We start from the raw sequence: 23,959 nt of genomic DNA on the forward strand, positions 1-23,959 counted from the left end.
TTATGAACAAACAACCACTTCATATTACCAATGGAGGTGTCTTATCATCTCGTCTAAATGAATTAGAAATTCAAGGCGAAAAATTAACTTGGCAAGAAATGTTTTGCGAAGGCCCTACCATAGAACAGATTCATACTACTGAATTTATAGAACTAAGAGGGGCTTTTCTAAGCACATGTTATGATATAGAATTGGATTTAATTAAGGTTGAATCTGAGCTAGCAAAATTAAATAACGCCGATAATATTTATTCCGAAATTGTTTTATGGTTTGAATACGATTTATTTTGCCATATAAATATGATTGCGGTAATTAGTCTTATTCAACAAAAAAAGATAAAACTTCCTTTATATTTAGTGTGTAGCGGTAGAATTTCTGGTAGTAATGATTTAAAAGGATTATCAGAACTAAACACTTCACAACTATTCAATCATTATAGAGATAAAGTAAGATTAAATGATGAAGATATTTATTTAGCAACTACCGTTTGGGGTATTTACTGTGGTAAAGACCATAATTTACTTAAACCATTTATTGTTAAAAGTTCAAACTTTAAATATTTAAGCAACTGCTTAAAAGCACATTTAAAACGTTTTCCAGACTCCATACAAGGATTAAATACCCTTGAAAGAAACATACTTGAAATCATAAATAAATACACCATTACTTCTAAGCACCATTTACTGGGGTATGCATTGAATTATCAAGGATTTTATGGCTATGGCGACTTACAATTATCAAGAATTATAGACCAACTTAGTATCTTTTACACTATTGAAAAAGACGTTTTAGTATTAAACAGAAAAGGTCATGAAGCTTTATTAGGGCAGCATAATTTTGCTTTAGAAATTGATAATAATATGACTTTTGGAGGTATTAAAAAAATTGATTTTCAATTCAGTAAATCAGAAAACAAACTAGTTAAAACTGTTTTAAATGCCCATTAAAGAATCTGAACTTATCCTAAACCCTGATGGTAGTATATATCATTTAAATTTAAAACCCGAAAACGTTTCAAAAACCATCATTTTTGTTGGTGACCCAAACCGTGTTGATGCTGTATCTAAACATTTTGATACTATTGAATTTAAAACCCAAAAAAGAGAATTTAGAACACACACAGGAACCTATAAAAGTAAACGAATTACTGTAATTTCTACAGGTATTGGACCCGATAATATTGATATTGTTTTAAACGAATTAGATGCGCTTTTTAATATCGATTTAGTGACTAAGCAAATAAAAGATAAACTTACTTGTCTTGATATTATTAGAATAGGAACATCGGGATCCCTGCAAAAAGATATTCCTGTAGACGCTTTTCTTATAAGTACTTATGGATTAGATATTAATGGCATGCTTCATTCTTACAAAACGGACTCTATTACTAATTCGGATATTGAAAACGCCTTTATAGAACAAACCAATTGGTACAAAAATAAAGCCAGGCCAATTCTTATTAAAGGGAGCAAAAAACTAGAACAAAAGTTTGAAAGCAATAAAACACACAAAGGTATAACGGCAACAGCAGGAGGTTTTTATGGGCCACAAGGTCGTGTTTTAAGATTAGCAATTCAAGATGTTAATTTAAATTCTAAAATGGATACATTTAATTTTAAGGGGCACTGTATTACTAATTTAGAAATGGAAACTTCTGCCATTTATGGTTTATCTAGCTTGTTGGGGCATCATGCCATATCCTTAAACGCTATTATTGCGAATAGAGCTTCTGGAACATTTAGTAAAAATCCATATAAAGTTATAGAACATTTAATTACATATACACTAGGTAAAATTGTAGAATAAACAGATTGATTTAATGAAGAAAGTTAATATTGGCGGTGTGCCAGAACATTTTAATTTAGCATGGTACTTAACACTAAAAGATGGCGAATATAAAGACAAAAACATCAATTTGAGATGGCATGATTATCCAGGAGGTACGGGCGCTATGTGCAAAGGCCTTAGGAATGGCGAGATAGATATTGCTGTTATTTTAACTGAAGGTGTTATTAAAGACATTATTGCTGGAAACCCTAGTAAAATTGTACAAACTTTTGTGCAAACGCCTTTAGTTTGGGGCGTTCATGTAGCTCATGATTCACCTTACAAAGCCATTGCAGATTTAAAAGGTACAAAAGCTGCTATAAGCAGATATGGATCCGGATCACATTTAATGGCTTACATAAATGCTGAAAATAATGATTGGAATTTAGATGATGATTTAGATTTTGAAGTTATAAAAGATTTGAATGGAGCTGTTAAAGGTCTAACTGCTGGTGATGCGGATTATTTTTTATGGGAAAAATTCACAACAAAACCTTTGGTTGACGAAGGTACATTTAGGCGTATTGGTGATTGCCCATCGCCATGGCCATGTTTCGTTATTGCTGTAAGCGAAGCGTTTATTGAATCTAACAAAGATGATTTAAAAACTATTTTAGAAATTATCAATAAAACAACCAAAGAATTTAAAGATATTCCTAGAATTGATAAAACCATTGCAAATCGTTACGAGCAACAATTAGATGATGTGAAGGAATGGTTGAGTATTACTGAATGGTCGCAAGAATTGATTGATAAAAAAACAGTAATGAACGTTCAAAACCAATTGTTTGCATTGAACATTATTCCTAAAATTGTTGATTACCATAAATTAACTTATAAACTCTAATTAATACAACTCTCGACTATCCACGTCCAAAGATTCTATAAAATCAATAGATGCTTGAATATCATCATGCATAACCCGATCATCTTCCACAAAAGGAACATCTTGTCTGTATAAACTTAAAATAGACTCTATAAACGCTGAAGATTTTTTCGGTACTCGAAAAAATAGAGCTTGTGATGCATTAAATAACTCAATAGCTAAAATACGTTCCACATTATTCACTAAAGTATAGGCTTGTGTGGCTGCATTTGCTCCCATGCTAACATGATCTTCTTGCCCGTTTGATGAGACAATAGAATCTACACTTGCAGGTGTTGCTAATTGCTTGTTAGCACTTACAATACTAGCAGCAGTATATTGCGGAATCATAAAACCAGAATTCAACCCTGGATTATTCACTAAAAACACAGGCAATCCACGAAGGCCAGATACTAATTGAAATGTTCTACGCTCTGAAATATTTCCTAACTCCGCCATCGCTATTTTAAGATAATCGAGAGCCAAAGCTAAAGGCTGTCCGTGAAAATTACCTCCAGAAATAATCAAATCGTCTTCAGAAAAAATATTCGGGTTATCAGTTACCGCATTAATTTCCGTTTTAAATGTTTTTTCAACAAATGCTAAAGTATCTTTAGTAGCACCATGTACTTGTGGCATACAACGAAACGAATACGGATCTTGTACATGTTTCTTTTTTTGTTGGATTAATTCACTACCATCCAAAAATCCCCGTAAGCGTTCAGCTGTTTTTAGTTGTCCGTTATGTGGTCTAACCAAATGTACTAAGGCGTTAAAAGGTTCTATCCGACCATCAAAAGCATCCAAAGACATACTACCAATCAAATCTGCTAAATAGGATAATTTATAAGACTTCAATAGCAAATACACACCATAAGCACTCATAAATTGGGTGCCATTTAAAAGAGCCAAACCTTCTTTAGACTGCAATTCTATAGCTTGCCAATTAAAATCATTTAAAACAGTCTCTATAGCATGTTCTTTTCCTTCATATACAACATTACCCTTACCAATTAGGGGTAATGCCAAATGTGCTAATGGTGCTAAATCACCAGAAGCCCCCAAGGAACCTTGTGTATATACAATCGGTAAAATATCGTTGTTATAAAAATCAATTAATCTATCTACGGTTTCCAATTGCACGCCGCTATGTCCATAACTCAGCGATTGAATCTTAAAAAGCAACATGAGCTTAACAACTTTATTAGGTACGCGCTCCCCTGTTCCACAGGCATGGGACATGACTAGATTTTCTTGAAGTACGGTTAAATTTTTATTAGAAATTTTTACATTATGCAATGCACCAAAACCAGTATTAATCCCATATAAAGGTTTACTTCTTGTTTTTAGTTTAGCATCTAAATAGGTTCTACATGCTATAATCTTATCTTTAGATGTTCGGGATAGTTCGAGTTTTTTTTCATCAGAAAGTATACTATTAATAGTTCCTAAATCAAGTATTTTAGATGATATAATATGTTTCACGTTTATCAATTATCATATTTCTATCAAAAATGAGAAATCATTATGGAATACGCAAAAAAATAGCATCAAATAAGTAAAATACTATACAATTAGCAATTATTAAAAACCAGACATCTTAAAAAACTATAAGCAAATACGATATAGGTTTATCTTCTAAAAAGTGTTAATAATTTATCAAAAATTAAGATGATAATTTTGCAAATGTTATTTTAGCAGCAAAATAAATTTATAAAATGAAGAAACTACTTTTTTTAGCATTTGCATTGGCCCTAATAGCGTGCAAAGAAGACCCTAAAGTCGATTATGCTGTTATTTCTGGTAAAATAACAAATAAACTAAATGGAGATGTATCTATAAACAGCCTTGATAGAAGCTTTACTGAAAATATAACTATTTCCAATGATGGAATTTTTCAAGATACACTAAGTACAGATATAAACTCTTATGTGCTTTTTGATGGTGTTAATCCCATTTTTTTAAGTATTGAACCAGGCTATAATCTTATCATAAACTATGATGCTAAAGATTTTTCAAATACATTATCTATAAGAGGAACTGGTTCTGAAGTAAATAACTATTTAGCAGCAAAAAGAAAAAATGAGAAAAAATTGTTTGGAAACGGTAGTGCTGTCTATTCACTAGGTGAAACAGCATTAAAAGACAAACTTTTAGCCATTAAAAGTTCTCAAGATTCATTATTGAATAGTACAGAAGGTATTTCTAGTGATTATTTAACCAAGGAAAAACGAAATCTACAATATGACTACCTAAACAAATTAAAAGACTATGAAAACGTCCATCGTTATTTTTCCAAAAATAGCACATTTACGGTTTCAGAGGGATTTTTAAATGAATTTGATGATTTTGACTATTCTAATGAGTCAGATTTTAGTTTTTCAAATGCCTATAAAGCTATCTTAACAGACTATTACAACGAAAAGGCAAAAACTTTAGTTGAAAAAGATTCTATTGCTGATGATATGGCCTTTATAAAAACGGTGAATTCAATCAAAAGCACACTCATAAAGAATACGTTATTATACGACTACGCGAATTATAACATGAACCGTTCTAAAGATATTGAAGCATTTTATCAAGCATTTTTAAAACATTCAACTGACGAAAAAAAGAATGCTTTAATCACCGAAAAGTATAATAAAATTACTGCTTTAGCTAAAGGCAAGCCTTCGCCACAGTTTAACAACTATGAAAATCATGCCGGTGGCACCACATCTTTAACCGATTTAAAAGGAAAGTATGTTTATATTGATGTTTGGGCAACTTGGTGCGGACCTTGTGTTAGAGAAATTCCATCACTTAAAAAAATAGAAGAGCAATATCACGATAAAAACATTGAGTTTGTTAGCCTTTCTATTGACAGGGTAGCTGATTATGATAAATGGAAAACCATGGTTAACGAAAAAGAATTGGGCGGCATGCAATTGTTTGCGGATAAAGATTGGCAGTCTTCATTTGTTAGAGATTATCAAATTGAGGGAATTCCTAGATTTATATTAATTGATACGGAAAGTAATATTGTTGATGCCAATGCGCCTAGACCATCAAATCCAGCACTTGTTGATTTGTTTTTATCGCTAGACTTATAAAAGAATACTACATAAACTAAAAAAAGTCGCTATTTGCGACTTTTTTTAGTTTATTCATTTTGAAGTATCCTCATCATCTAGGTGTTTTGGAGGTTGTTCGGGTTGTTTAAACAAATCTATATAGGCTTCTCCCAAATAATCAATAATATGGCTTGCTATTAAGCTTTGGTATCCAAAATCTTCCACAGCTATATCCGCAGACCTGCCATGTAAATACACACCAAATATAGCAGCTATTAATGGATTATAACGTTGCGAAATTAATCCCGTAATAACGCCTGTTAGTACATCGCCACTTCCTGCCGTTGCTAATCCAGGATTTCCTGTAGTGTTCACATAAAGTTTATTATCAAAAACCGTAATGGTATTGGCTCCTTTAATAATTAGAATAAGGTTATGCTTTTTTGAGAAGGTCTTAACCTTTTTAAGTTTATCAAAATCATTTTTCCATGTACCTATTAATCGTTCCAGTTCCTTGGGATGTGGTGTCAAAATAGTTTGTTCTGGCAATAATTTTAATAAAGTCTTCTTTTTGGAAAGTAAATTTATACCATCTGCATCTATTACTAGTGGCACTTTATTTGACTTTAAAAAAGTTTCAAAAGCATATGCTGTTTTTGTGTTTGTTCCCGCTCCTATTCCAAAGCCAATAACTGTAGGTTCTATATCAAATGTGATGTCCGTTATTTTTTCCTCATCTGTATCTGTAATAACCATGGCCTCAGGAAATGAAGCTTGAATAGCGTTATATCCACACTTTGGAATATACGCGGAAACCAATCCTGCTCCAGTTGATAAAACAGCCCGACTTGTTAAAGTAACGGCACCAATTTTCCCATAACTTCCACCAATGATTAAGGCGTGACCAAATTGTCCTTTATGGGCAAATTTTTCCCTTGGGATATAATTTGGAAGTACTTCGTGCTTACCAATTAATTCTACTTCAGTTTGCGTATTAAATAAAAACTCTTGATCCAATCCAATATCCAAAACTTCCCATTGCACAGTATATTTAGCAGTTTCTGGTAAAAAGAACACTAATTTAGGCGAGGCAAAACTTAATGTAAACCCAGCCCAAACCACAGCATTTTCATCTTCAACAGCTTTATCAGTATACAATCCCGATGGTATATCTATAGACAATGTAAAGGCTTTACTGTTTCTAAAATGCACAAACAACCCTTTTACCCAATCATCTACAGATCGGTTTAAACCAATTCCAAAAACCGCATCAACAATAATATCATCAGGGTGTATTTCTGGAAAATCCTCAGAACAACTTAAAAGTGTAGGCCATTTTTTTGTTACATTTTTAATTCTATCATAATTAACCAGGAAATCCTTAGAACGTTTATCGCTACAGTTAATAACATAAGTATTCACATTATAACCATGTGTTACCATGTGCCGAGCCAAAACCAAGCCATCGCCTCCATTATTTCCAATACCACAAAATACATGAATAGGTACTTGAGCACCTTGCATACGTGCGTGCATCCAATTAAAGATTTGAGTGCCTGCACGCTCCATTAAATCGGTAGACGAAATTTGTTGCCGCTCTGCAGTTAGTTTATCGCCTTCGTAAATCTGTTCTTTAGAAAATACTTTCATGTATAAGTAATTATTGATTTTTCAATTCTTATTATTGTTTGTCGTTTTTTTTCTATGAAAATCGTTACAATATAAGAATACTATAAAAAATTTGTTTTAGTTTTTTTATAAGTCTAAAAGTAATACTTTTGGAATATATTATATAACTATAATGATTCATTTAAACCAAAATACTAACACAATTATTGCTTCTTTAACAGAAGCAACAGTTACTTTTTTTGGTACAACTACAAATATGACAACCCTTTGGGGTTGCTAGTTATATATTCTTCAGGCTATCGTTGTAATTTCAAAAATTACAATATTTTAAATATTATTTTTAATTATTCAATGCATTAAAACATGAAGGTTTTAAAATTTGGAGGAACTTCAGTAGGTTCTTCAAAAAACATAAATAACGTCATCAATATATTAGAAAACTATGGAAAAGATGATTCCATAGCATGTGTAGTTTCTGCAGTTGGTGGTATTACCGATAAATTGCTTTTAGCAGGCAAGCAGGCGCAAAATAAGGACCGAAATTTTGTTAAAACATTTGAGTTCATCAAAGAAAAACACTTAAGTATTATAAAAGCGTTAAATCCAGATAATAATCTTTCTATTCTTAAATATGCTGAAGGACGACATAACAGCCTAAAAAACTTATTAGAAGGCATATTTTTGATTAATGAATTATCACCTAAAACTTCTGATAAATTGGTAAGTTATGGCGAGCGATTATCCTCTTTCATTATAGCAGGAACAATGATGAACAGAGGCTTGTCTGCCGGTAGGAAAAACACTCAAAAATTAATAATTACCAACTCCAATTATACAAAAGCAGAAGTTGATTATTCAATTACAAATCAAAATATTAAAGACTATTTTAGTTCAGCGCCTCAAAATATTACTATTTTACCTGGGTTTGTAGCTAGTTCTAAAACTGGTGAACAAACAACACTTGGCCGTGGTGGTTCTGATTTTACAGCTGCTATTATTGCTGCAGCTTTACATGTTGAACAATTGGAAATATGGACCGATGTTAGCGGTATGTTTACTACTAATCCCAAATTGGTAAAACAAGCCTACCCAATTGAAAAGATTTCTTATCAAGAAGCTATGGAATTATCGCATTTTGGGGCCAAAGTGTTATATCCTCCAACAGTACAACCTGTATTGAGTTTAGATATTCCAATTCATATCAAGAATACTTTGGAGCCTGATGCTGCCGGAACAGTAATTTCTAATGAGGACATAAAATCTTCTAATCCAGTAAAAGGTATTAGTAACATAAATAATATAGCTTTATTGACTTTAGAAGGAAGTGGGATGGTTGGTATTCCAGGATTTTCAAAGCGGTTGTTTGAAACCTTATCTCAAGAAAAGATAAATGTTATCATGATAACTCAAGCGTCTTCAGAACATTCTATCTGTTTAGGCATTGAAGACAAAGAATCTAAAAATGCTAAAAATGCTATAGATGCCGTTTTTGAAAATGAAATTGCTTTAGGGAAAATTGAGCCCATTATTATAGAAACAGGCTTATCCATTATAGCATTAGTTGGTGATAATATGAAAAATCACCAAGGCATTAGTGGCAAAATGTTTAGTAGCTTAGGAAAAAACAATATTAATATAAGAGCAATTGCCCAAGGTGCTTCAGAAAAGAATATAACGGCTGTTATTGATGAAAAAGATATAAAGAAAGCTCTAAACACATTACATGAGCAATTTTTTGAGTCGAAAACAAAACAACTCAATGTATTTATTACAGGTGTTGGAAATGTTGGTGAACGTTTGGTTGAACAAATAAAACAGCAAAAAAAATATTTAAAAGACAATCTTAAAATTAATCTTAGAGTAGCAGGATTATCAAATTCAAGAACTATGGTTTTTGATGAAACCGGTCTTGATTTAACAGATTGGAATACACAATTAGCCAATGGAGAAAAAGCATCATTACAAGACTTTTTTGAAAAAACAAGAGCATTGAATTTACGCAATAGTATTTTTGTTGATGTTACAGCCAATGCAGATGTAGCAAACTTATATCCTCAATATTTAAGAGAAAGTATTGCCATAGTAGCGTGTAATAAAATTGCATGTTCAAGTGATTATAATAACTATAAAGAATTAAAACGATTATCATTAAAATACAACGCACCATATTTATTTGAAACTAATGTTGGTGCAGGTTTACCTGTAATTGACACACTGAGTAATTTAATAGCATCGGGCGATAAAGTAAACACCATTCAAGCCGTTTTATCAGGAAGCTTAAACTTTGTGTTTAATAACTTTACAGATAAAACTAAGTTTTACGATATTGTAAAACAAGCTGGAGCTGAAGGTTATACTGAACCAGACCCAAGGATTGATTTAAGTGGAGTTGATGTTGCTCGAAAAATTTTAATACTTGCCAGAGAAAGTGGTTTTAAAATGAATTTAGAAGATATTGAAAACACATCATTTTTATCAGAATCTGGACTAAAAAGTGATACGGTAGATGATTTTTACCAAACTTTAATTGCTGACGAAGCACATTATCAAAGTTTGTATGCTTCCGCAAAACTGAATAATTGTCAGTTAAAATATGTAGCAAAGTTTGATAATGGGAAAGCTAGTGTTGGTTTACAGGAAATTCCTGAGGGACATCCATTTTACAATCTAGAAGGTAGCGATAATATTGTGATGTTCTATACAGAACGTTACCCAAAACAACCTATGATTATCAAAGGCGCTGGTGCAGGCGCAGATGTAACAGCGTCTGGGTTATTTGCAGATATTATTAGACTTGGAAATGATTAAAGTCTACAAAACATGAACGAAATAAAAATATTTTCTCCAGCAACCGTAGCTAATGTAGCTTGTGGTTTTGATGTATTGGGCTTTTGCTTGGATAATGTTGGTGATGACATGATCATTAGAAAAACCAATAAAAAAGGAATCCATATAACTAAAATTGAAGGTTATGACTTGCCTTATGAAGCAGAATTAAATGTCGCTGGAGTTTCAGCATTAGCTATGTATGCAGCTATTGATGTCGATTTTGGTTTTGAAATTGAAATCTATAAAAACATAAAGCCAGGAAGTGGTATTGGTAGTAGCGCTGCAAGTGCTGTAGGCAGTGTATTTGGTATGAATGAATTATTAGGAAAACCATTCAATAAAACCCAACTTACTGAATTTGCTATTAAAGGCGAAGCCTTAGCGAGTAAATGCGAGCATGCCGACAACTTAGCTCCTGCTCTTTTTGGAGGCTTTACTTTGGTTAAAAGTATATCGCCGTTGCAGATTTTAGAAATCCCATCGCCAGATGATTTATATGCGACTATTATTCATCCACAAATCGAAATTAAAACCTCGGAGTCTAGAGCCATTCTACCAAAAGAAGTTCCTTTAGGTCATGCCATTGAGCAGTGGGCAAATTTAGGAAGCCTAGTTCATGCTTTACATACCAGTGATTATAAATTAATCAGTAATTCCTTAAACGATGTTGTTGTAGAGCCCCATAGAAGTCAGTTGATTCCTAAGTTTTCGCTTGTAAAAGAAGCCGCTTTAATTCATGGTGCTCTCGGCGCAGGAATTTCAGGTTCTGGCCCTTCTATATTTTCATTATGCAAAGGTTTAGAAGCAGCCAACAAAGTTAGAGAGGCTATGCAAAATGTATATTCAAAAACAGATATAGCCTTTGATATACATGTGTCAAAAATCAACACCAATGGTGTAAAAATAATTTAATAAATGAATTACTATTCACTCAACCATAAAGCACCCAATACTTCTTTTAAAAATGCCGTTATAAAAGGATTGGCTCCAGATAAAGGTCTATATTTTCCAGAAAGCATTACCCCTTTACCAAAGGTTTTTTTTGATGATATTGATAGTCTCTCCCATACAGAAATTGCTTTTGAAGCTATAAAACAATTTGTGTCTCCAGAAATTCCTGAAGACGTTTTAAAAACAATAGTTGAAGAAACCTTATCCTTTGATTTTCCAGTCGTTAATCTAAACGATAACATTTCAACATTAGAGTTGTTTCATGGCCCTACTATGGCATTTAAAGATGTGGGCGCTCGTTTTATGGCACGCTGTTTAGGCTATTTCAATAAAGACAACACAAACGAAGTGACCGTTTTAGTAGCGACTTCTGGAGATACTGGTGGTGCGGTGGCCAACGGTTTTTTAGGTGTCAAAGGTGTTAATGTGGTAATTTTATACCCTAGCGGAAAAGTGAGCAATATTCAAGAAATGCAATTAACCACTTTAGGGCAAAACATAAAGGCTTTAGAAGTCAACGGTACGTTTGATGATTGTCAAGCTATGGTAAAAACGGCGTTTTTAGATGAAGAGTTAACCAATAAAATGCAGTTAACCTCTGCAAACTCTATAAACGTAGCACGTTGGTTACCTCAATTATTCTATTTTATGTTTGCTTATAAGCAATTGCAAAATGAGCACCATGACATTGTGTTTTCTGTACCAAGTGGAAATTTTGGAAATGTATGCGCAGGTATGATGGCGCAACAGTTAGGCTTACCAATTAAACATTTTGTAGCCTCTAATAATACTAATAATGTGGTAACACGTTATTTAATTTCTCAGTTATACGAACCAAAACCATCAGTTCAAACTATTAGTAATGCTATGGATGTAGGTGCGCCAAGCAACTTTATTCGTATCCAAGAGATTTATAAAAACAACTTCGAGAGTTTAAAAGAAAACATATCCTCTTATAGTTTCACAGATGATGAAACACGAGAAGCCATGTTAGAAATATATAACAACTTTAACTACGTGGCAGACCCGCATGGTGCTGTTGGCTATTTAGGTTGTAAAGCACATCTAAAAGAAAATCCAAACACACATTGTGTGTTTTTAGAAACAGCGCATCCTACTAAATTTTTAGATGTTGTAGAGGAAGTTATTAAAGAAGAACAACCTTTACCTCAACAAATACAATCGGTTATGGGAAGAAAAAAAGAATCGGTTGTTATTTCTACTTATGAGGATTTGAAAGGGTTTTTATTAGCTTAAGCAAGTTTGACTTTGTAATAATTTTTAACTCAATTCGTTTAACAATCAATACAGTTTATTTAAACAGAACTTTATCTTTGCGTTGGCTACAATAAACAAAAGCATAAACAAAATGAAAAAAATATTTTTATTTCTTCTATTAGTGATTTTATTTAGGTATTCATCTTTTTCTCAAGATTATTTTATTGTTGATAATGACACAACTTTCTGCAAAAATTTGAACTATTGGACAACCGGTCAAGGATATCTAAAGAGGATGAATTATAAGAAATTAGATGGTAAGATGGTTAAATATGAAAAAAGGAAAGAATGCCCTAATGTGACTACTTTCTATAAAGAAGGTACTACTAGAGATAGAATACCTCTTAAAGCAAGTAAACCAGATGGTTATGTAAGATTTTTACCTAGATCTGTTGATGGAAAGATTAAAACATACTCTAATGATTCTTATAGAACTAAGTCATCTACAAAATTTACTCCTGGAGACGCATTAGGGGATTGGAAACAAGGAGGTTCAAAAATGGGAGCTTATCATTATACTATTAAAATGCCTAATGGTAAATTCTATGACATAAAAGGAAAAAAGGATATGAAAAAGCACATTATACCATATCTTTTAAAATGTGAAGAATTTAAAAAACAGTATAAAGGAGAGTTTAAAACTCATGAAACACTTTTTAATAAAACGATAGAACTTTATAATTCTCTATGTCAATAATAAAACAACCAGATACTATAGCTAACAAAGTATAAATTAATTGCTTGTTCTCACTTATTGATAAAATTAGTTGCATAACCATGAAATTAATCTTGTACAAACACGTTACACGAAGCCTTCATATACATTTTTAATATCTAAATAAAACATCACAATTTTAACAAACCTTTTCAACTTTCCGCGAAAGTGTTCATATAAATTTTCAATACATTTGTTTTTCGTTAAATAATGAGATTCCCTCCTTAGAGGGAATGATAAAAAAATCATTCTCAATGAAAAACACAGCCTTAACAGAAACTCACGAAGCTCTTGGAGCTAAAATAGTGCCTTTTGCAGGCTATAATATGCCAGTACAATATGAAGGTGTTAATATTGAACACGAAACGGTTCGTAATGCAGTTGGGGTGTTTGATGTATCGCACATGGGCGAATTTTTAATTGAAGGTGAACATGCACTTGAATTAATACAAAGCGTATCGAGTAATGATGCTTCTAAATTAACTATTGGAAAAGCTCAATACAGTTGTTTACCAAATGATGAAGGTGGTATTGTTGATGATTTAATCATATATAAAATTAAAGAAGAGCAATATTTATTAGTTGTTAATGCTAGTAATATAGAAAAAGATTGGAATTGGATTCAATCTAAAAATACTGTTGGTGCCACAATGCGTAATTTAAGTGAAGACTATTCACTTCTTGCCATTCAAGGCCCAAAAGCCATTGAAGCCATGCAGAGTCTAACGAGCCATGATTTATCTGCTATAAAATTCTATAATTTTGTAGTTGGCGATTTTGCTGGTATTGAACATGTTATAATTTCTGCAACAGGATATACCGGAAGTGGCGGATTTGAAATCTACTGTAAAAATTCAGAAATAAAACAAGTATGGGATGAGGTTTTAGAAGCAGGATCAGATTTCGGCATCAAACCCATTGGCCTAGCCGCTCGTGATACCTTGCGTTTAGAAATGGGGTATTGCCTTTACGGAAATGATATTGATGATACCACCTCGCCTATTGAAGCTGGCTTAAGTTGGATAACAAAATTCACTAAAGATTTTACGAATTCAAAGGCTTTAAAAGCAGAAAAAGAACGTGGACCAGAACGCAAACTAATCGCTTTTGAGTTAGATGAACGTGGTATTCCGCGTCAAGGTTATGATATTGTAGACAATCAAGGCAAAATTATTGGTAAGGTGACCTCAGGAACCATGTCGCCGTCTTTAGGCAAAGGTATTGGTTTAGGTTATGTACCCACTATTTTTAGTGATGTAAGTAGTAAAATCAATATTCAAATTCGTAAAAAAGCAATACCAGCTACCGTTATAAAATTACCATTTTATAAAAGCTAATTCTTTTTAGCTAAAAAGTTGCGAATGAAAATGGTCATGAGGAAAGAAAGTAAACATAAAATTTTAATTTTAGGAGCAAGTGGTTTTTTAGGCGGTGCCATTTATAAAGAACTCTGCTCCTATTTTAGGACTTTCGGAACTTATAACATTTCAAATGCTGTATTTGAAAAGAATAAACACTTTTTTCAGTACAATATTGAAGAAGATGATATTTATGAAATCTTAGATATTGTAAAGCCTACCATTATTATTTCTGCGCTCCGCGGCAATTTTTCAAAACAAGTATTGATACATCAGCATCTAGCAGAATATGTCTTTACAAATAAAATCAAGCTTCTTTATTTGTCATCAGCCAATGTTTTTGATGCCTATATAAAGTATCCAAGTTACGAACAGGATAAGACCTATAGTAATAGCATTTATGGACATTTCAAAATAAAAATAGAAAATATGCTATTACGTTTGCCTAAAAAGCAAATTGCTATTTTAAGATTACCTATGGTTTTTGGGTCACAATCGCCAAGAGTACAAGAAATCATTCAATATATAAAAGACAAAGAGCCTATTGAGGTATTCCCTAATTTAATAATGAATGTAACAACAGATTCTAAAATAACACAGCAAATCCATTACATCATTAACAGAAATAAATTTGGTATTTTTCATTTAGGAAGTAATGATTTAGTACACCATGATGATTTTATTAAGGAAATTGTCAATGCGTTTCCGTTTGAAGAAAAAGCGATTTACAAACGTGTTTATACTACAAATGATGATAGATATTTAGCCGTTTTACCAAAGTTCAACAAACTTCCAAAACATCTTCAACTTTATAGTCAAGACATAATTTCAGAATTAAAAATATAGTTGTCAATAAACAAGTAAATGATTAATTTGTAAAAAATTATCATTTCAATAAATTATGGTTAAATTTTCAGAAGACGACATCGAAAAAAAATTACTTCGCTTTCCAGATTGGGAATTTTATGACAATGCCATTCATGCCGAATTTGAATTCGAAAATTTCAAAGATTGTTTCAGTGCTATGAGCAGGATTGCTTTTGAATGTGAAGCCTTAAACCATCATCCAAATTGGTCTAATGTCTATAATGTGTTAACTATTTCATTATCTACACACGATGCAAATGGTGTTACCAATAAAGATTTTAAATTAGCAGAAGCTATAGAAAACATTGTAGAACCTGAGGAATAATTTGCTATTAAGCATTAGGTTTTTAACTTTGTTGAAATTTCAAAAAAATAATTCTACTTCAAGGGAATTAAAATAAAATAATTCAAATTATGGGAAGAGCTTTTGAGTTTAGAAAAGCAAGAAAAATGAAACGCTGGTCTGCTATGAGCAAAGCCTTTACACGTATTGGAAAGGACATTGTTATGGCTGTAAAGGAAGGTGGACCAGATCCAGATAGTAATTCACGTTTAAGAGCTGTTATTCAGAATGCCAAGTCTGTAAACATGCCAAAAGACAATGTGGAACGTGCTATAAAAAAAGCAAGTGAAAAAGGACAAGGCGATTATAAAGAAGTTATTTTTGAAGGCTATGCACAGCATGGTATAGCTGTTTTAGTTGAAACAGCAACAGATAACAATACCCGAACAGTAGCTAACGTACGTAGTTATTTTAATAAATGTGATGGCAGTTTAGGTACTTCTGGTTCTGTGGTTTTTATGTTTGACCATACCTGTAATTTTAGAATTAATGCAGAAGGCTTAGACCCCGAAGACATAGAACTTGAATTTATAGATTTTGGTGCAGAAGAAGTTTTTGCAGATGACGATGGTATTCTAATCTATGCGCCTTTTGAAAGCTTTGGAGCCATTCAAGCTGAATTAGAACGTAGAGATATTGAAATCTTGTCTTCCGGTTTTGAGCGTATTCCGCAAGTAACAAAACAATTAAACACAGAGCAAGCTACAGATGTAGAAAAACTATTAGAAAAACTTGAAGAGGATGATGATGTGCAAAACGTTTATCATACTATGGAAGAAACAACAGAATAAATAATTATTTATTCTTCACATAAATCAATTTAAATCGCCCATTAGATTTATCGCGTTGTTCAATTTCAAATTGTGGAAGTGATTTAAAAAGTGGTGTTAGTTTTTGAAAACCAAAGTTACGCGAATCGAAGTTTGGCTGCTTTTTTAAAATTAAAGACCCAACATCACCTAAAAATGCCCAACCATCATCATCGGCAGCATCAGCAACCGAATTTTTAAGCAGCCTTATGACTTTAGGTGTGATATTATATAAATTAGTCTTTTTAGGTTTTCCGCTTTTATCATCTTTATCACTATCGTCCTCAGTTGAAAGAATCTCTAAATAAATAAACTTATCGCAAGCTACTATAAACGGATTTGGTGTTTTCTTTTCTCCCATACCGTAAACAACCATAGCTGCTTCACGTAAGCGTGTAGCCAGTTTTGTAAAATCACTGTCAGATGACACCAAGCAAAATCCATTCACTTTTTCAGAATATAAAATATCCATAGCATCAATAATCATTGCTGAATCGGTGGCATTTTTACCAGTAGTATATCCATATTGTTGTATAGGCGTTATGGCATTTTCAAGCAATACATTTTTCCATTTAGATAAATGTGGTTTAGTCCAATCGCCATAAATCCTTTTTATAGTTGGTGTCCCATATTTGGCAATTTCTTCCATCATTTCAGAAATATATTTTGATGGGATATTATCTCCATCTATCAATACGGCAATTTTTGTGTCTTGTATCATAATGGCTAAAGATAAAGAAATATAACAGAAGGTATTAACAAGCACTCTATTAATTATTTTAACTTTTCTTTATATAAGTAAGCCTTAGTTTCTTTTTACTTTTACTGAGACTAATTCAAGTAACTAGGATAACTCCTATAATCGTTTTCTAATATTATGACACTACAAAAATTAAGTGCATTCAAATTTGTTTGCTTAGTATTTACCTCGCTCCTATTTTTAGCGCCTCAGCATATTGATGCTCAAACTAAAAAGAAGAAAAAAAAGAAAAACCAAACAGAAGTAATAGCTAAGCCTCCAGTTAAAAAGTCAAAAGATAAAACAATTAAAGACTTAACAAAAAGTAGTAAAAAAATTGAAGGTTTATTTACGATTTACCAAGATACTATAACAGGGGCAATACAAATGCTAATTTCAGAAGGTCAATTAGACAAAGAGTATATTTATTTTAGCCAAATAGCTGATGGCGTTAAAGATGCTGGCAGTACTGCAAGGGGTATATATAAGGGTTCAAAAGTATTTAAAATTGAAAAGTATTTTAATAAAATAGAATTTGTAACACAAAACACATCATTTTATTTTGATCCAGAAAATCCACTTTCAAAATCCAAAAACGCCAATATTAGCAATGGCAATATGGCTAGTTTAAAAATAGAAGCACAAGATCCAAAAGAAGGACTTTATTTAATTAAGGCAGACGGATTATTTTTAAGCGAAACATTATCTCAAATAAAAAGCCCTAGCCACCCTGGAAAATCTTCAAAAGCTTTTAAATTAGGCAGTTTGAGCAAAACTAAAACAAAGATTAATGCCATTAAAAATTATGAAGAAAACACAGATTTAGTTATTGAATATGTGTATTCATCACCATCGGTTTTAAATAGTGGGTCTAATGCTATTTCTGACGGCAGAAATGTTAGTATTAAAGTACACCATAGTCTAATAGCTATGCCTGATAATGACTATGAAATTAGGTATGATGACCCAAGAGTTGGATATTTTACAACTCAGGTTGATGACCAAACATCAACAAAAACAATTGCTTATCGTGATCTAGTGCACAGATGGCATTTAAAAAAGAAAGATCCTGAAGCAGAACTATCTGAACCCGTAGAACCTATTACTTGGTGGATTGAAAACTCAACACCTTTAGAATGGCGAGAAACTATTAAAGAAGGCGTTTTACAATGGAACGTTGCTTTTGAAAAAGCAGGCTTTAAAAATGCGATACAAGTAAACGTTCAGCCAGATGATGCCGATTGGGATGCAGGAGATATAAAATATAATGTATTACGATGGACCTCTTCTCCAGATCCACTTTTTGGTGGTTACGGCCCTCGATTTTTTAACCCAAAAACAGGACAAATTTTAGGAGCAGACATTATGCTTGAGTTTATACATTTTACAACTAGAGTATTTTATGATAAATTACTTGAAGGAACTAATTCAAACCATTCCGAAGAACATATTGAATATCATAAAGATATGCGTTGTTCATTAGGGCATTTAATGCATGAGGATTTAATGTTTGCTAATGCCGTAGCCTCTGCAACTGATGCTTCAGATTTAGAAATGGAACGTATTAAAAGGGAATCTATGCTAGCATTGATTATGCATGAAGTTGGCCATACCTTAGGTTTAAACCATAACATGAAAGCTAGTCAGTTATTTACCCCTGAACAATTGGGAAATCCAGAATTCATAAAAGGAAAATGCTTAACAGCATCAGTCATGGATTATGCAACCTTAAACATAACTAGAGACCGAAGTAAGCAAGGACAATATGACGATGTTACTATTGGCCCTTATGATATGTGGGCCATACAATTTGGTTATACGCCATTTAAAACAGATAAAGAAAAACTTGATTTATTAAGTTTATCTACAAGACCAGAACTTATTTTTGGTAATGATGCTGATGATATGCGCTCTCCCGGAAAAGCCATTGATCCAAGGGTAATGGTCAACGATCTATCTAGTGATGCTATAGCTTATGCTATTGATCGTATTGAATTAGCCAATGATTTAATGAAAACAGCTAAAACTAAATTCATTAAGAATGATGAGTCTTATGAAGAATTACGACGTGTTTACCTAAGTCTTAGCGGACAAAAAGCAAGTGCTTCAAATATTATTTCCAGATATATAGGTGGGGTTTATGTTAATCGGGCCATGGCTGGGCAAAAAGGTGGAAAACAGCCTTATACGCCTGTGAGCTTAGAAGACCAAAAAAGAGCAATGAATGCTTTAAAAAACTATGTATTTGCATCTAATGCCTTTAATGCACCTAATGATTTATATAATTATCTGGCCAAACAACGTAGAGGGTTTGATTTTAGGGATGCTCCAGAAGATCCCAAGATCCATAAACAAGTATTAGGATATCAAAAAATTGTACTAAAACACTTGCTTCATCCAAATACATTGCAACGCATAACCGATTCTGAATTATACGGTAATAAGTACAGCTTATCTACATTTATGTCAGACTTGAACAATGCTATTTTTAAATCGGATATTTATAGCAATGTAAATTCTTTTAGGCAAAACCTACAACTGGAATATGTAAACATGATGATAGGTATGTTAACGGGAAAACAAAACAGTAAGTTTACACATAATTCAAAATCTATGGCTTTATATAATTTAAAGGCTATAAGAACAATGGCTGCACCTTCTGGCAATATAGCTTCGAGAGCCCACAAACAACATTTAAGAACACGTATTGATAATGCTATAAAAGAGATTAAATAGATTATAAATTTAATTCATAAAAAAAAGCTACTTCGTTTAACGAAGTAGCTTTTGCGTTTTGGAATAGCTGATGTTTCTTTTTAGGAACAAATAATTGTTTACTTTATGTTTCATATGCTATACTATCTAGGAAACAATTACTATGCCACATTATACTGCTCAAGACAATTAAGAATATTCAGGAATTTTACCTTTTACACCTTTGTAAAAATTGTGCATATATTGAAAATCTGCTGCTATATTATCCGTAGGATAAAACGGTTCTGAAATTCTATTCTCTTTATTCTCAAAATCGAGGGTAAACATAATGATAGGGACTTGTGCTCGTTTTGCTATATAGTAGAAACCTGTACGCCATTCTTTTACTTTTTTTCTAGTACCTTCGGGAGCAAAAGCAATTCTAAACTCCTCATTATCCATAAATAACTTAGCAATAGCCTCAACTTTATTTTCATTAGATTCTCTATTTAAAGGAGCTCCTCCTAAGGCTTTAAAAAACAAACCAATTGGGAATACAAACAATTCTTTCTTTCCAACAAAGTTTGTTTTTATATTTATAATTGCACGCAATAATATACTGATGTAGAAATCGTGCCAACTGGTATGGGGAGCAGCAATGATAACTGCTTTTTTTATCGTATTTTTTGAAAAACTTGTATTACCAACAACATGCCAACCTAAAATTTTATAATAAATAAGCTTGGCCAACCATTGCATACTACATTTTTTGATAAAGTGATTTTAACTTTTCTGGAGTAATTATTTTTTTCCAATTTTTACCTAAAGCATTCTCCCAAAGTGGTTCTAGACTTAAAGCAACCTTAATCATGACATTAAAATCTGAATCACTTAAATCTGCACAAAGCCCTTTTGGCAATACAATACCATGTTCGGCTTTCATTTGCTTAAAAAGCTTAACGCCTTCAGGATAAAATTCTTCTAAATGGTCAAAAACAATACAGTTACCTATACCGTGTTTTGTTCCTAGTAGATAAGATAAACCGTAACTCATAGCATGGGCCACCCCAACTTGGGAATAAACAATACTCATACCGCCATGCCACGAAGCCATCATCAATTTTTCCTGAGATTCAATATCAGAAAGATGGTCTTCTAAAAATATTTGTTTACACAAATCTAAAGCCATGTTTCCATAGCTTTCACTAAATGCATTTAAATAGGTACCTGTTAAAGATTCTATACAATGAATATAACAATCCATACCGGTATAAAACCATTGATCCTTAGGAACCCCTCTAGTAAGTTCTGAATCTAAGATAACTTGATCAAAGGGCGTAAAATCTGAATTTATACCTAGTTTTTTTTCAGGGCCAGTAAGCACTGTAGTTCTTGAAACTTCTGCTCCTGTTCCAGATATGGTTGGTACTCCAACATGATATATGGCTTTACTTTTAACTAAATCCCAACCTTGGTAATCTTTAGCACTTCCTTCGTTTGTTAACATTATAGAAACGGCTTTTGCCAAATCCAATAATGTCCCACCGCCTATACCTATAACACCAGAAGGACGTTGCTTAGACATTAAAATAATGTCTTCTACAAGATCATCGACTTGTGAGGTTTTAGGTTCTTCTTCAGCTGAAACAAAAATAATTTTATCATCATAGGACAATTGTATCCTAGATGTTAACCAAGAGTTATTTTTAAATACATCATCTACTAAAAAAATAAAAGGTGCATTTATGCCTAAGCGTTTTGAAGCTAAAACATCATTTAATTGATTGAAACTACCTCTACCAAAAATTACTCTTGGCACCATTGGAAAGTTTTTATAACTCATTTATCATGTTTTCTTTTACAAATGTCAAAAATACTATTATTTTAAATTCTATACATTTAAAAATGCTTGGATTTATTAAAATTTCTTCATCCATCTGTTTAATTCAATAATTGCAATAACGCTCTTAAACTCTTAATCGTCTTATAATTTTTTCCATTTGTTTCTTCTTCGGTAACTTGCTCGTGCGCCCAAGTGGTATGAAATGGTACATGAATGGCATGGGCTTTAATATGGATTAATGGTAAAACATCAGATTTCAATGAATTACCTATCATTAAAAATTCAGATGGTTTAATATCTAAATGGTTTAGTAATTTTGAATAGTTATCTTCTTTTTTATCGCTTAATACTTCAATGTGATGAAAATAATCAGTTAACCCAGATTTTTCAAGCTTTCGTTCTTGGTCTAGTAAATCGCCTTTTGTAGCAAGTATTAGTCTGTATTTAGTTGATAAACTTTTCAAAACATCTTCTACACCATCGAGGAGTTCTACAGGCTTATTAAGCATATGTTTTCCTATATTCAAAATAGCTTCAATAGTTTTTGAAGATAGATTATAGTTTGATAATTCTAAAGCAGATTCTACCATAGATAATGTAAACGCTTTTACGCCATAGCCGTATAAAGGAAGATTGTTAATTTCCATTTTAAAAAGCTCTTGATCAATCTTATTTGGTGTTTCGTATTGCGATAATAGTTTACCAAATTCTATTTCAGCTTCTCTAAAATAGGTTTCATTAACCCAAAGCGTATCATCAGCATCAAAGCCAATAACCTTAATGTTTTGATAATTTATTTCCATAATTTTTTTGCACGTTCTAAATCTTCAGGAGTATCAATTTCAACACCTTGTACATTGGTCTCGACCATTTTTATACGTTTACCGTATTCTAAATATCTTAATTGCTCTAATTTTTCAGACGCTTCTAAAGATTGCATGGGTAATTTATAAAAATCTAAAATAGCTTCTTTTCTAAAAGCATAAACCCCTTTGTGTTTGTAATACTTAACATCAACATTTTTATCTCTTGGATATGGGATTGGACTACGTGAAAAATACAAGGCAAAATTTGATTGGTCTAGAACAACCTTAACAGTATTAGGATTATTAATTTCATCAAGATCCGTAATATGAACCATTAATGAAGCTAAATCAACGTCCTTACTAGAGTCATTTTTAAAGACTTCAATAAGTTTTACTAAAGATTCCCTATCTGTAAAAGGCTCATCACCCTGAACATTAATAACAACATCGATATCTAAAAACTCAACGGCTTCAGCTATTCTATCGCTACCACAATCGTGAGTTTTTTTACTCATCATGGCTTTTCCCCCATTACTTACAATCTCATCATAAATAATATTACTATCGGTAACAACAATAACATCATCGAATAAATTTGTAGCCACAGTAGCTTCGTAAGTTCTTGTTATAACGGTTTTTCCACCAAGATCTTGCATAAGCTTACCTGGGAAACGTGATGCTGCATAACGTGCAGGAATCATTGAAATTATTTTCATCTACTAAAAATATTACGTTTCAAAAATAGTATAATTTTATAGGTTTTATACACTAGTTGATTTAAACTTTTTATATAATTTTAAAATTATCAATAATATAATAATTACAAGAATACCACCAAAAATAGGCAGAAATATAGAAACAATGGACATAATAATAGATACACCTGTTTCAACCATAGACACTATAGGGTTACCCAACCCGCCTGTGGTTGCTGTTGATGCTAATCGTGCAGTGCTTGATGTTCCTGCCACTGCAACGGCAGTGCCTCCTCCTGCTATTATTGCTAAGGACCAAGTAATTACAGGGCTTAAATCGGCAACCGTAGATAACATAATTGCTGTTCCTGCTAAAGCTGCCAATGGCACTGCCATAGTATCTAATAAATTATCAATGTATGGTATAAAATAAGCAAAGACTTCAATAATGGTAGCCACACCTAAAGTGATTAATGCAGCTGTACTTCCTATCCATTGCCACGATTCATTAAGTTGCCAGACATCAAAATAGGATGCCAAACTTAAAGCAAACAATGGTAGAAACACCCTGAATCCAACCGATGCTGATAAACCAACACCAAGGCAAACACTAATTATAGTTTCTATGGTTAAATCCATTAATTTTTACAAAGTTCGT

21 protein-coding genes are annotated in these 23,959 nt (G+C 32.4%); 13 read left to right on the plus strand and 8 right to left on the minus strand.

Going from position 1 to position 23,959, the window contains the following annotated elements:
- Positions 1–2: 2 nt before the first annotated feature.
- From ABD941_RS13075 to ABD941_RS13085, 3 genes are read left to right on the plus strand one after another with little or no spacing between them, the layout of a single operon-like run.
- Positions 3–947 (plus strand): DUF1835 domain-containing protein, encoded by a 945-nt coding sequence (locus tag ABD941_RS13075; RefSeq protein ID WP_345274591.1) that lies wholly within the window; start codon positions 3–5, stop codon positions 945–947.
- A complete protein-coding gene (locus tag ABD941_RS13080) occupies positions 937–1,806 on the plus strand; it encodes a nucleoside phosphorylase (RefSeq protein ID WP_345274592.1) in 870 nt (289 codons plus the stop codon). The genes ABD941_RS13075 and ABD941_RS13080 overlap by 11 nt, the downstream gene beginning before the upstream one ends.
- A gap of 13 nt (positions 1,807–1,819) precedes the next feature.
- Positions 1,820–2,674: a substrate-binding domain-containing protein gene (locus tag ABD941_RS13085; RefSeq protein ID WP_345274593.1), complete on the plus strand. Its 855-nt coding sequence runs from the start codon at positions 1,820–1,822 to the stop codon at positions 2,672–2,674.
- Here ABD941_RS13085 and hutH read toward each other — a convergent pair whose 3' ends face one another.
- Positions 2,675–4,183 (minus strand): histidine ammonia-lyase, encoded by a 1,509-nt coding sequence (hutH, locus tag ABD941_RS13090; RefSeq protein WP_345274627.1) that lies wholly within the window; start codon positions 4,181–4,183, stop codon positions 2,675–2,677. It lies immediately after the preceding gene.
- Between the two features lie 227 nt (positions 4,184–4,410).
- On the opposite strand from hutH, the gene ABD941_RS13095 reads away from it, so the two are divergent.
- Positions 4,411–5,784, plus strand: a complete 1,374-nt coding sequence (locus tag ABD941_RS13095; protein ID WP_345274594.1) for a TlpA family protein disulfide reductase — start codon at positions 4,411–4,413, stop codon at positions 5,782–5,784.
- 54 nt (positions 5,785–5,838) lie between these two features.
- Here the strand turns inward: ABD941_RS13095 and ABD941_RS13100 are convergent, their stop codons facing one another.
- Positions 5,839–7,395, minus strand: coding sequence for an NAD(P)H-hydrate dehydratase (locus ABD941_RS13100; RefSeq protein WP_345274595.1), 1,557 nt, complete (start codon positions 7,393–7,395; stop codon positions 5,839–5,841).
- A gap of 342 nt (positions 7,396–7,737) precedes the next feature.
- Between ABD941_RS13100 and thrA the strand changes: the two genes are divergently transcribed.
- From thrA to ABD941_RS13140, 8 genes are all read left to right on the plus strand, one after another.
- Positions 7,738–10,182, plus strand: a complete 2,445-nt coding sequence (thrA, locus tag ABD941_RS13105; protein ID WP_345274596.1) for a bifunctional aspartate kinase/homoserine dehydrogenase I — start codon at positions 7,738–7,740, stop codon at positions 10,180–10,182.
- 12 nt (positions 10,183–10,194) lie between these two features.
- Complete coding sequence (locus tag ABD941_RS13110) at positions 10,195–11,115, plus strand: homoserine kinase (RefSeq protein WP_345274597.1); 921 nt, start codon at positions 10,195–10,197, stop codon at positions 11,113–11,115.
- A 3-nt stretch (positions 11,116–11,118) separates the two neighbouring features.
- Entirely contained in the window at positions 11,119–12,411 is a 1,293-nt protein-coding gene (thrC, locus tag ABD941_RS13115) for a threonine synthase (RefSeq protein ID WP_345274598.1), read from the plus strand.
- 112 nt (positions 12,412–12,523) lie between these two features.
- Positions 12,524–13,129, plus strand: a complete 606-nt coding sequence (locus tag ABD941_RS13120) for a hypothetical protein (protein WP_345274599.1) — start codon at positions 12,524–12,526, stop codon at positions 13,127–13,129.
- A gap of 272 nt (positions 13,130–13,401) precedes the next feature.
- Positions 13,402–14,484, plus strand: coding sequence for a glycine cleavage system aminomethyltransferase GcvT (gene gcvT, locus ABD941_RS13125; RefSeq protein ID WP_345274600.1), 1,083 nt, complete (start codon positions 13,402–13,404; stop codon positions 14,482–14,484).
- Positions 14,485–14,520: 36 nt separating this feature from the next.
- Positions 14,521–15,351, plus strand: coding sequence for a sugar nucleotide-binding protein (locus ABD941_RS13130; protein WP_345274601.1), 831 nt, complete (start codon positions 14,521–14,523; stop codon positions 15,349–15,351).
- A 55-nt stretch (positions 15,352–15,406) separates the two neighbouring features.
- The gene (locus ABD941_RS13135; protein WP_345274602.1) at positions 15,407–15,697 is read left to right on the plus strand and encodes a 4a-hydroxytetrahydrobiopterin dehydratase; all 291 of its coding nucleotides are present in this window, start codon (positions 15,407–15,409) and stop codon (positions 15,695–15,697) included.
- An 89-nt stretch (positions 15,698–15,786) separates the two neighbouring features.
- The gene (locus ABD941_RS13140) at positions 15,787–16,506 is read left to right on the plus strand and encodes a YebC/PmpR family DNA-binding transcriptional regulator (protein WP_345274603.1); all 720 of its coding nucleotides are present in this window, start codon (positions 15,787–15,789) and stop codon (positions 16,504–16,506) included.
- 4 nt (positions 16,507–16,510) lie between these two features.
- On the opposite strand, the gene ABD941_RS13145 is transcribed toward ABD941_RS13140, so the two are convergent.
- Positions 16,511–17,245 (minus strand): NYN domain-containing protein, encoded by a 735-nt coding sequence (locus ABD941_RS13145; protein ID WP_345274604.1) that lies wholly within the window; start codon positions 17,243–17,245, stop codon positions 16,511–16,513.
- Positions 17,246–17,401: 156 nt separating this feature from the next.
- On the opposite strand from ABD941_RS13145, the gene ABD941_RS13150 reads away from it, so the two are divergent.
- Positions 17,402–19,999, plus strand: coding sequence for a zinc-dependent metalloprotease (locus tag ABD941_RS13150; protein ID WP_345274605.1), 2,598 nt, complete (start codon positions 17,402–17,404; stop codon positions 19,997–19,999).
- 168 nt (positions 20,000–20,167) lie between these two features.
- Here the strand turns inward: ABD941_RS13150 and ABD941_RS13155 are convergent, their stop codons facing one another.
- From ABD941_RS13155 to ABD941_RS13175, 5 genes are all read right to left on the minus strand, one after another.
- The gene (locus ABD941_RS13155) at positions 20,168–20,716 is read right to left on the minus strand and encodes a 1-acyl-sn-glycerol-3-phosphate acyltransferase (RefSeq protein WP_345274606.1); all 549 of its coding nucleotides are present in this window, start codon (positions 20,714–20,716) and stop codon (positions 20,168–20,170) included.
- Position 20,717: 1 nt separating this feature from the next.
- The gene (locus ABD941_RS13160; protein ID WP_345274607.1) at positions 20,718–21,800 is read right to left on the minus strand and encodes an iron-containing alcohol dehydrogenase family protein; all 1,083 of its coding nucleotides are present in this window, start codon (positions 21,798–21,800) and stop codon (positions 20,718–20,720) included.
- Positions 21,801–21,898: 98 nt separating this feature from the next.
- A complete protein-coding gene (locus ABD941_RS13165; protein WP_345274608.1) occupies positions 21,899–22,603 on the minus strand; it encodes an HAD family hydrolase in 705 nt (234 codons plus the stop codon).
- Positions 22,594–23,322 (minus strand): 3-deoxy-manno-octulosonate cytidylyltransferase, encoded by a 729-nt coding sequence (gene kdsB / locus ABD941_RS13170; protein ID WP_345274609.1) that lies wholly within the window; start codon positions 23,320–23,322, stop codon positions 22,594–22,596. Before kdsB ends, ABD941_RS13165 begins: the two co-directional genes overlap by 10 nt.
- 45 nt (positions 23,323–23,367) lie before the next feature.
- Positions 23,368–23,940 (minus strand): DUF4126 domain-containing protein, encoded by a 573-nt coding sequence (locus tag ABD941_RS13175; RefSeq protein WP_345274610.1) that lies wholly within the window; start codon positions 23,938–23,940, stop codon positions 23,368–23,370.
- Positions 23,941–23,959: the final 19 nt, after the last annotated feature.

It is taken from the genome of Flaviramulus aquimarinus (assembly GCF_039543205.1).
In the GTDB taxonomy this organism is placed as follows: domain Bacteria; phylum Bacteroidota; class Bacteroidia; order Flavobacteriales; family Flavobacteriaceae; genus Flaviramulus_B; species Flaviramulus_B aquimarinus.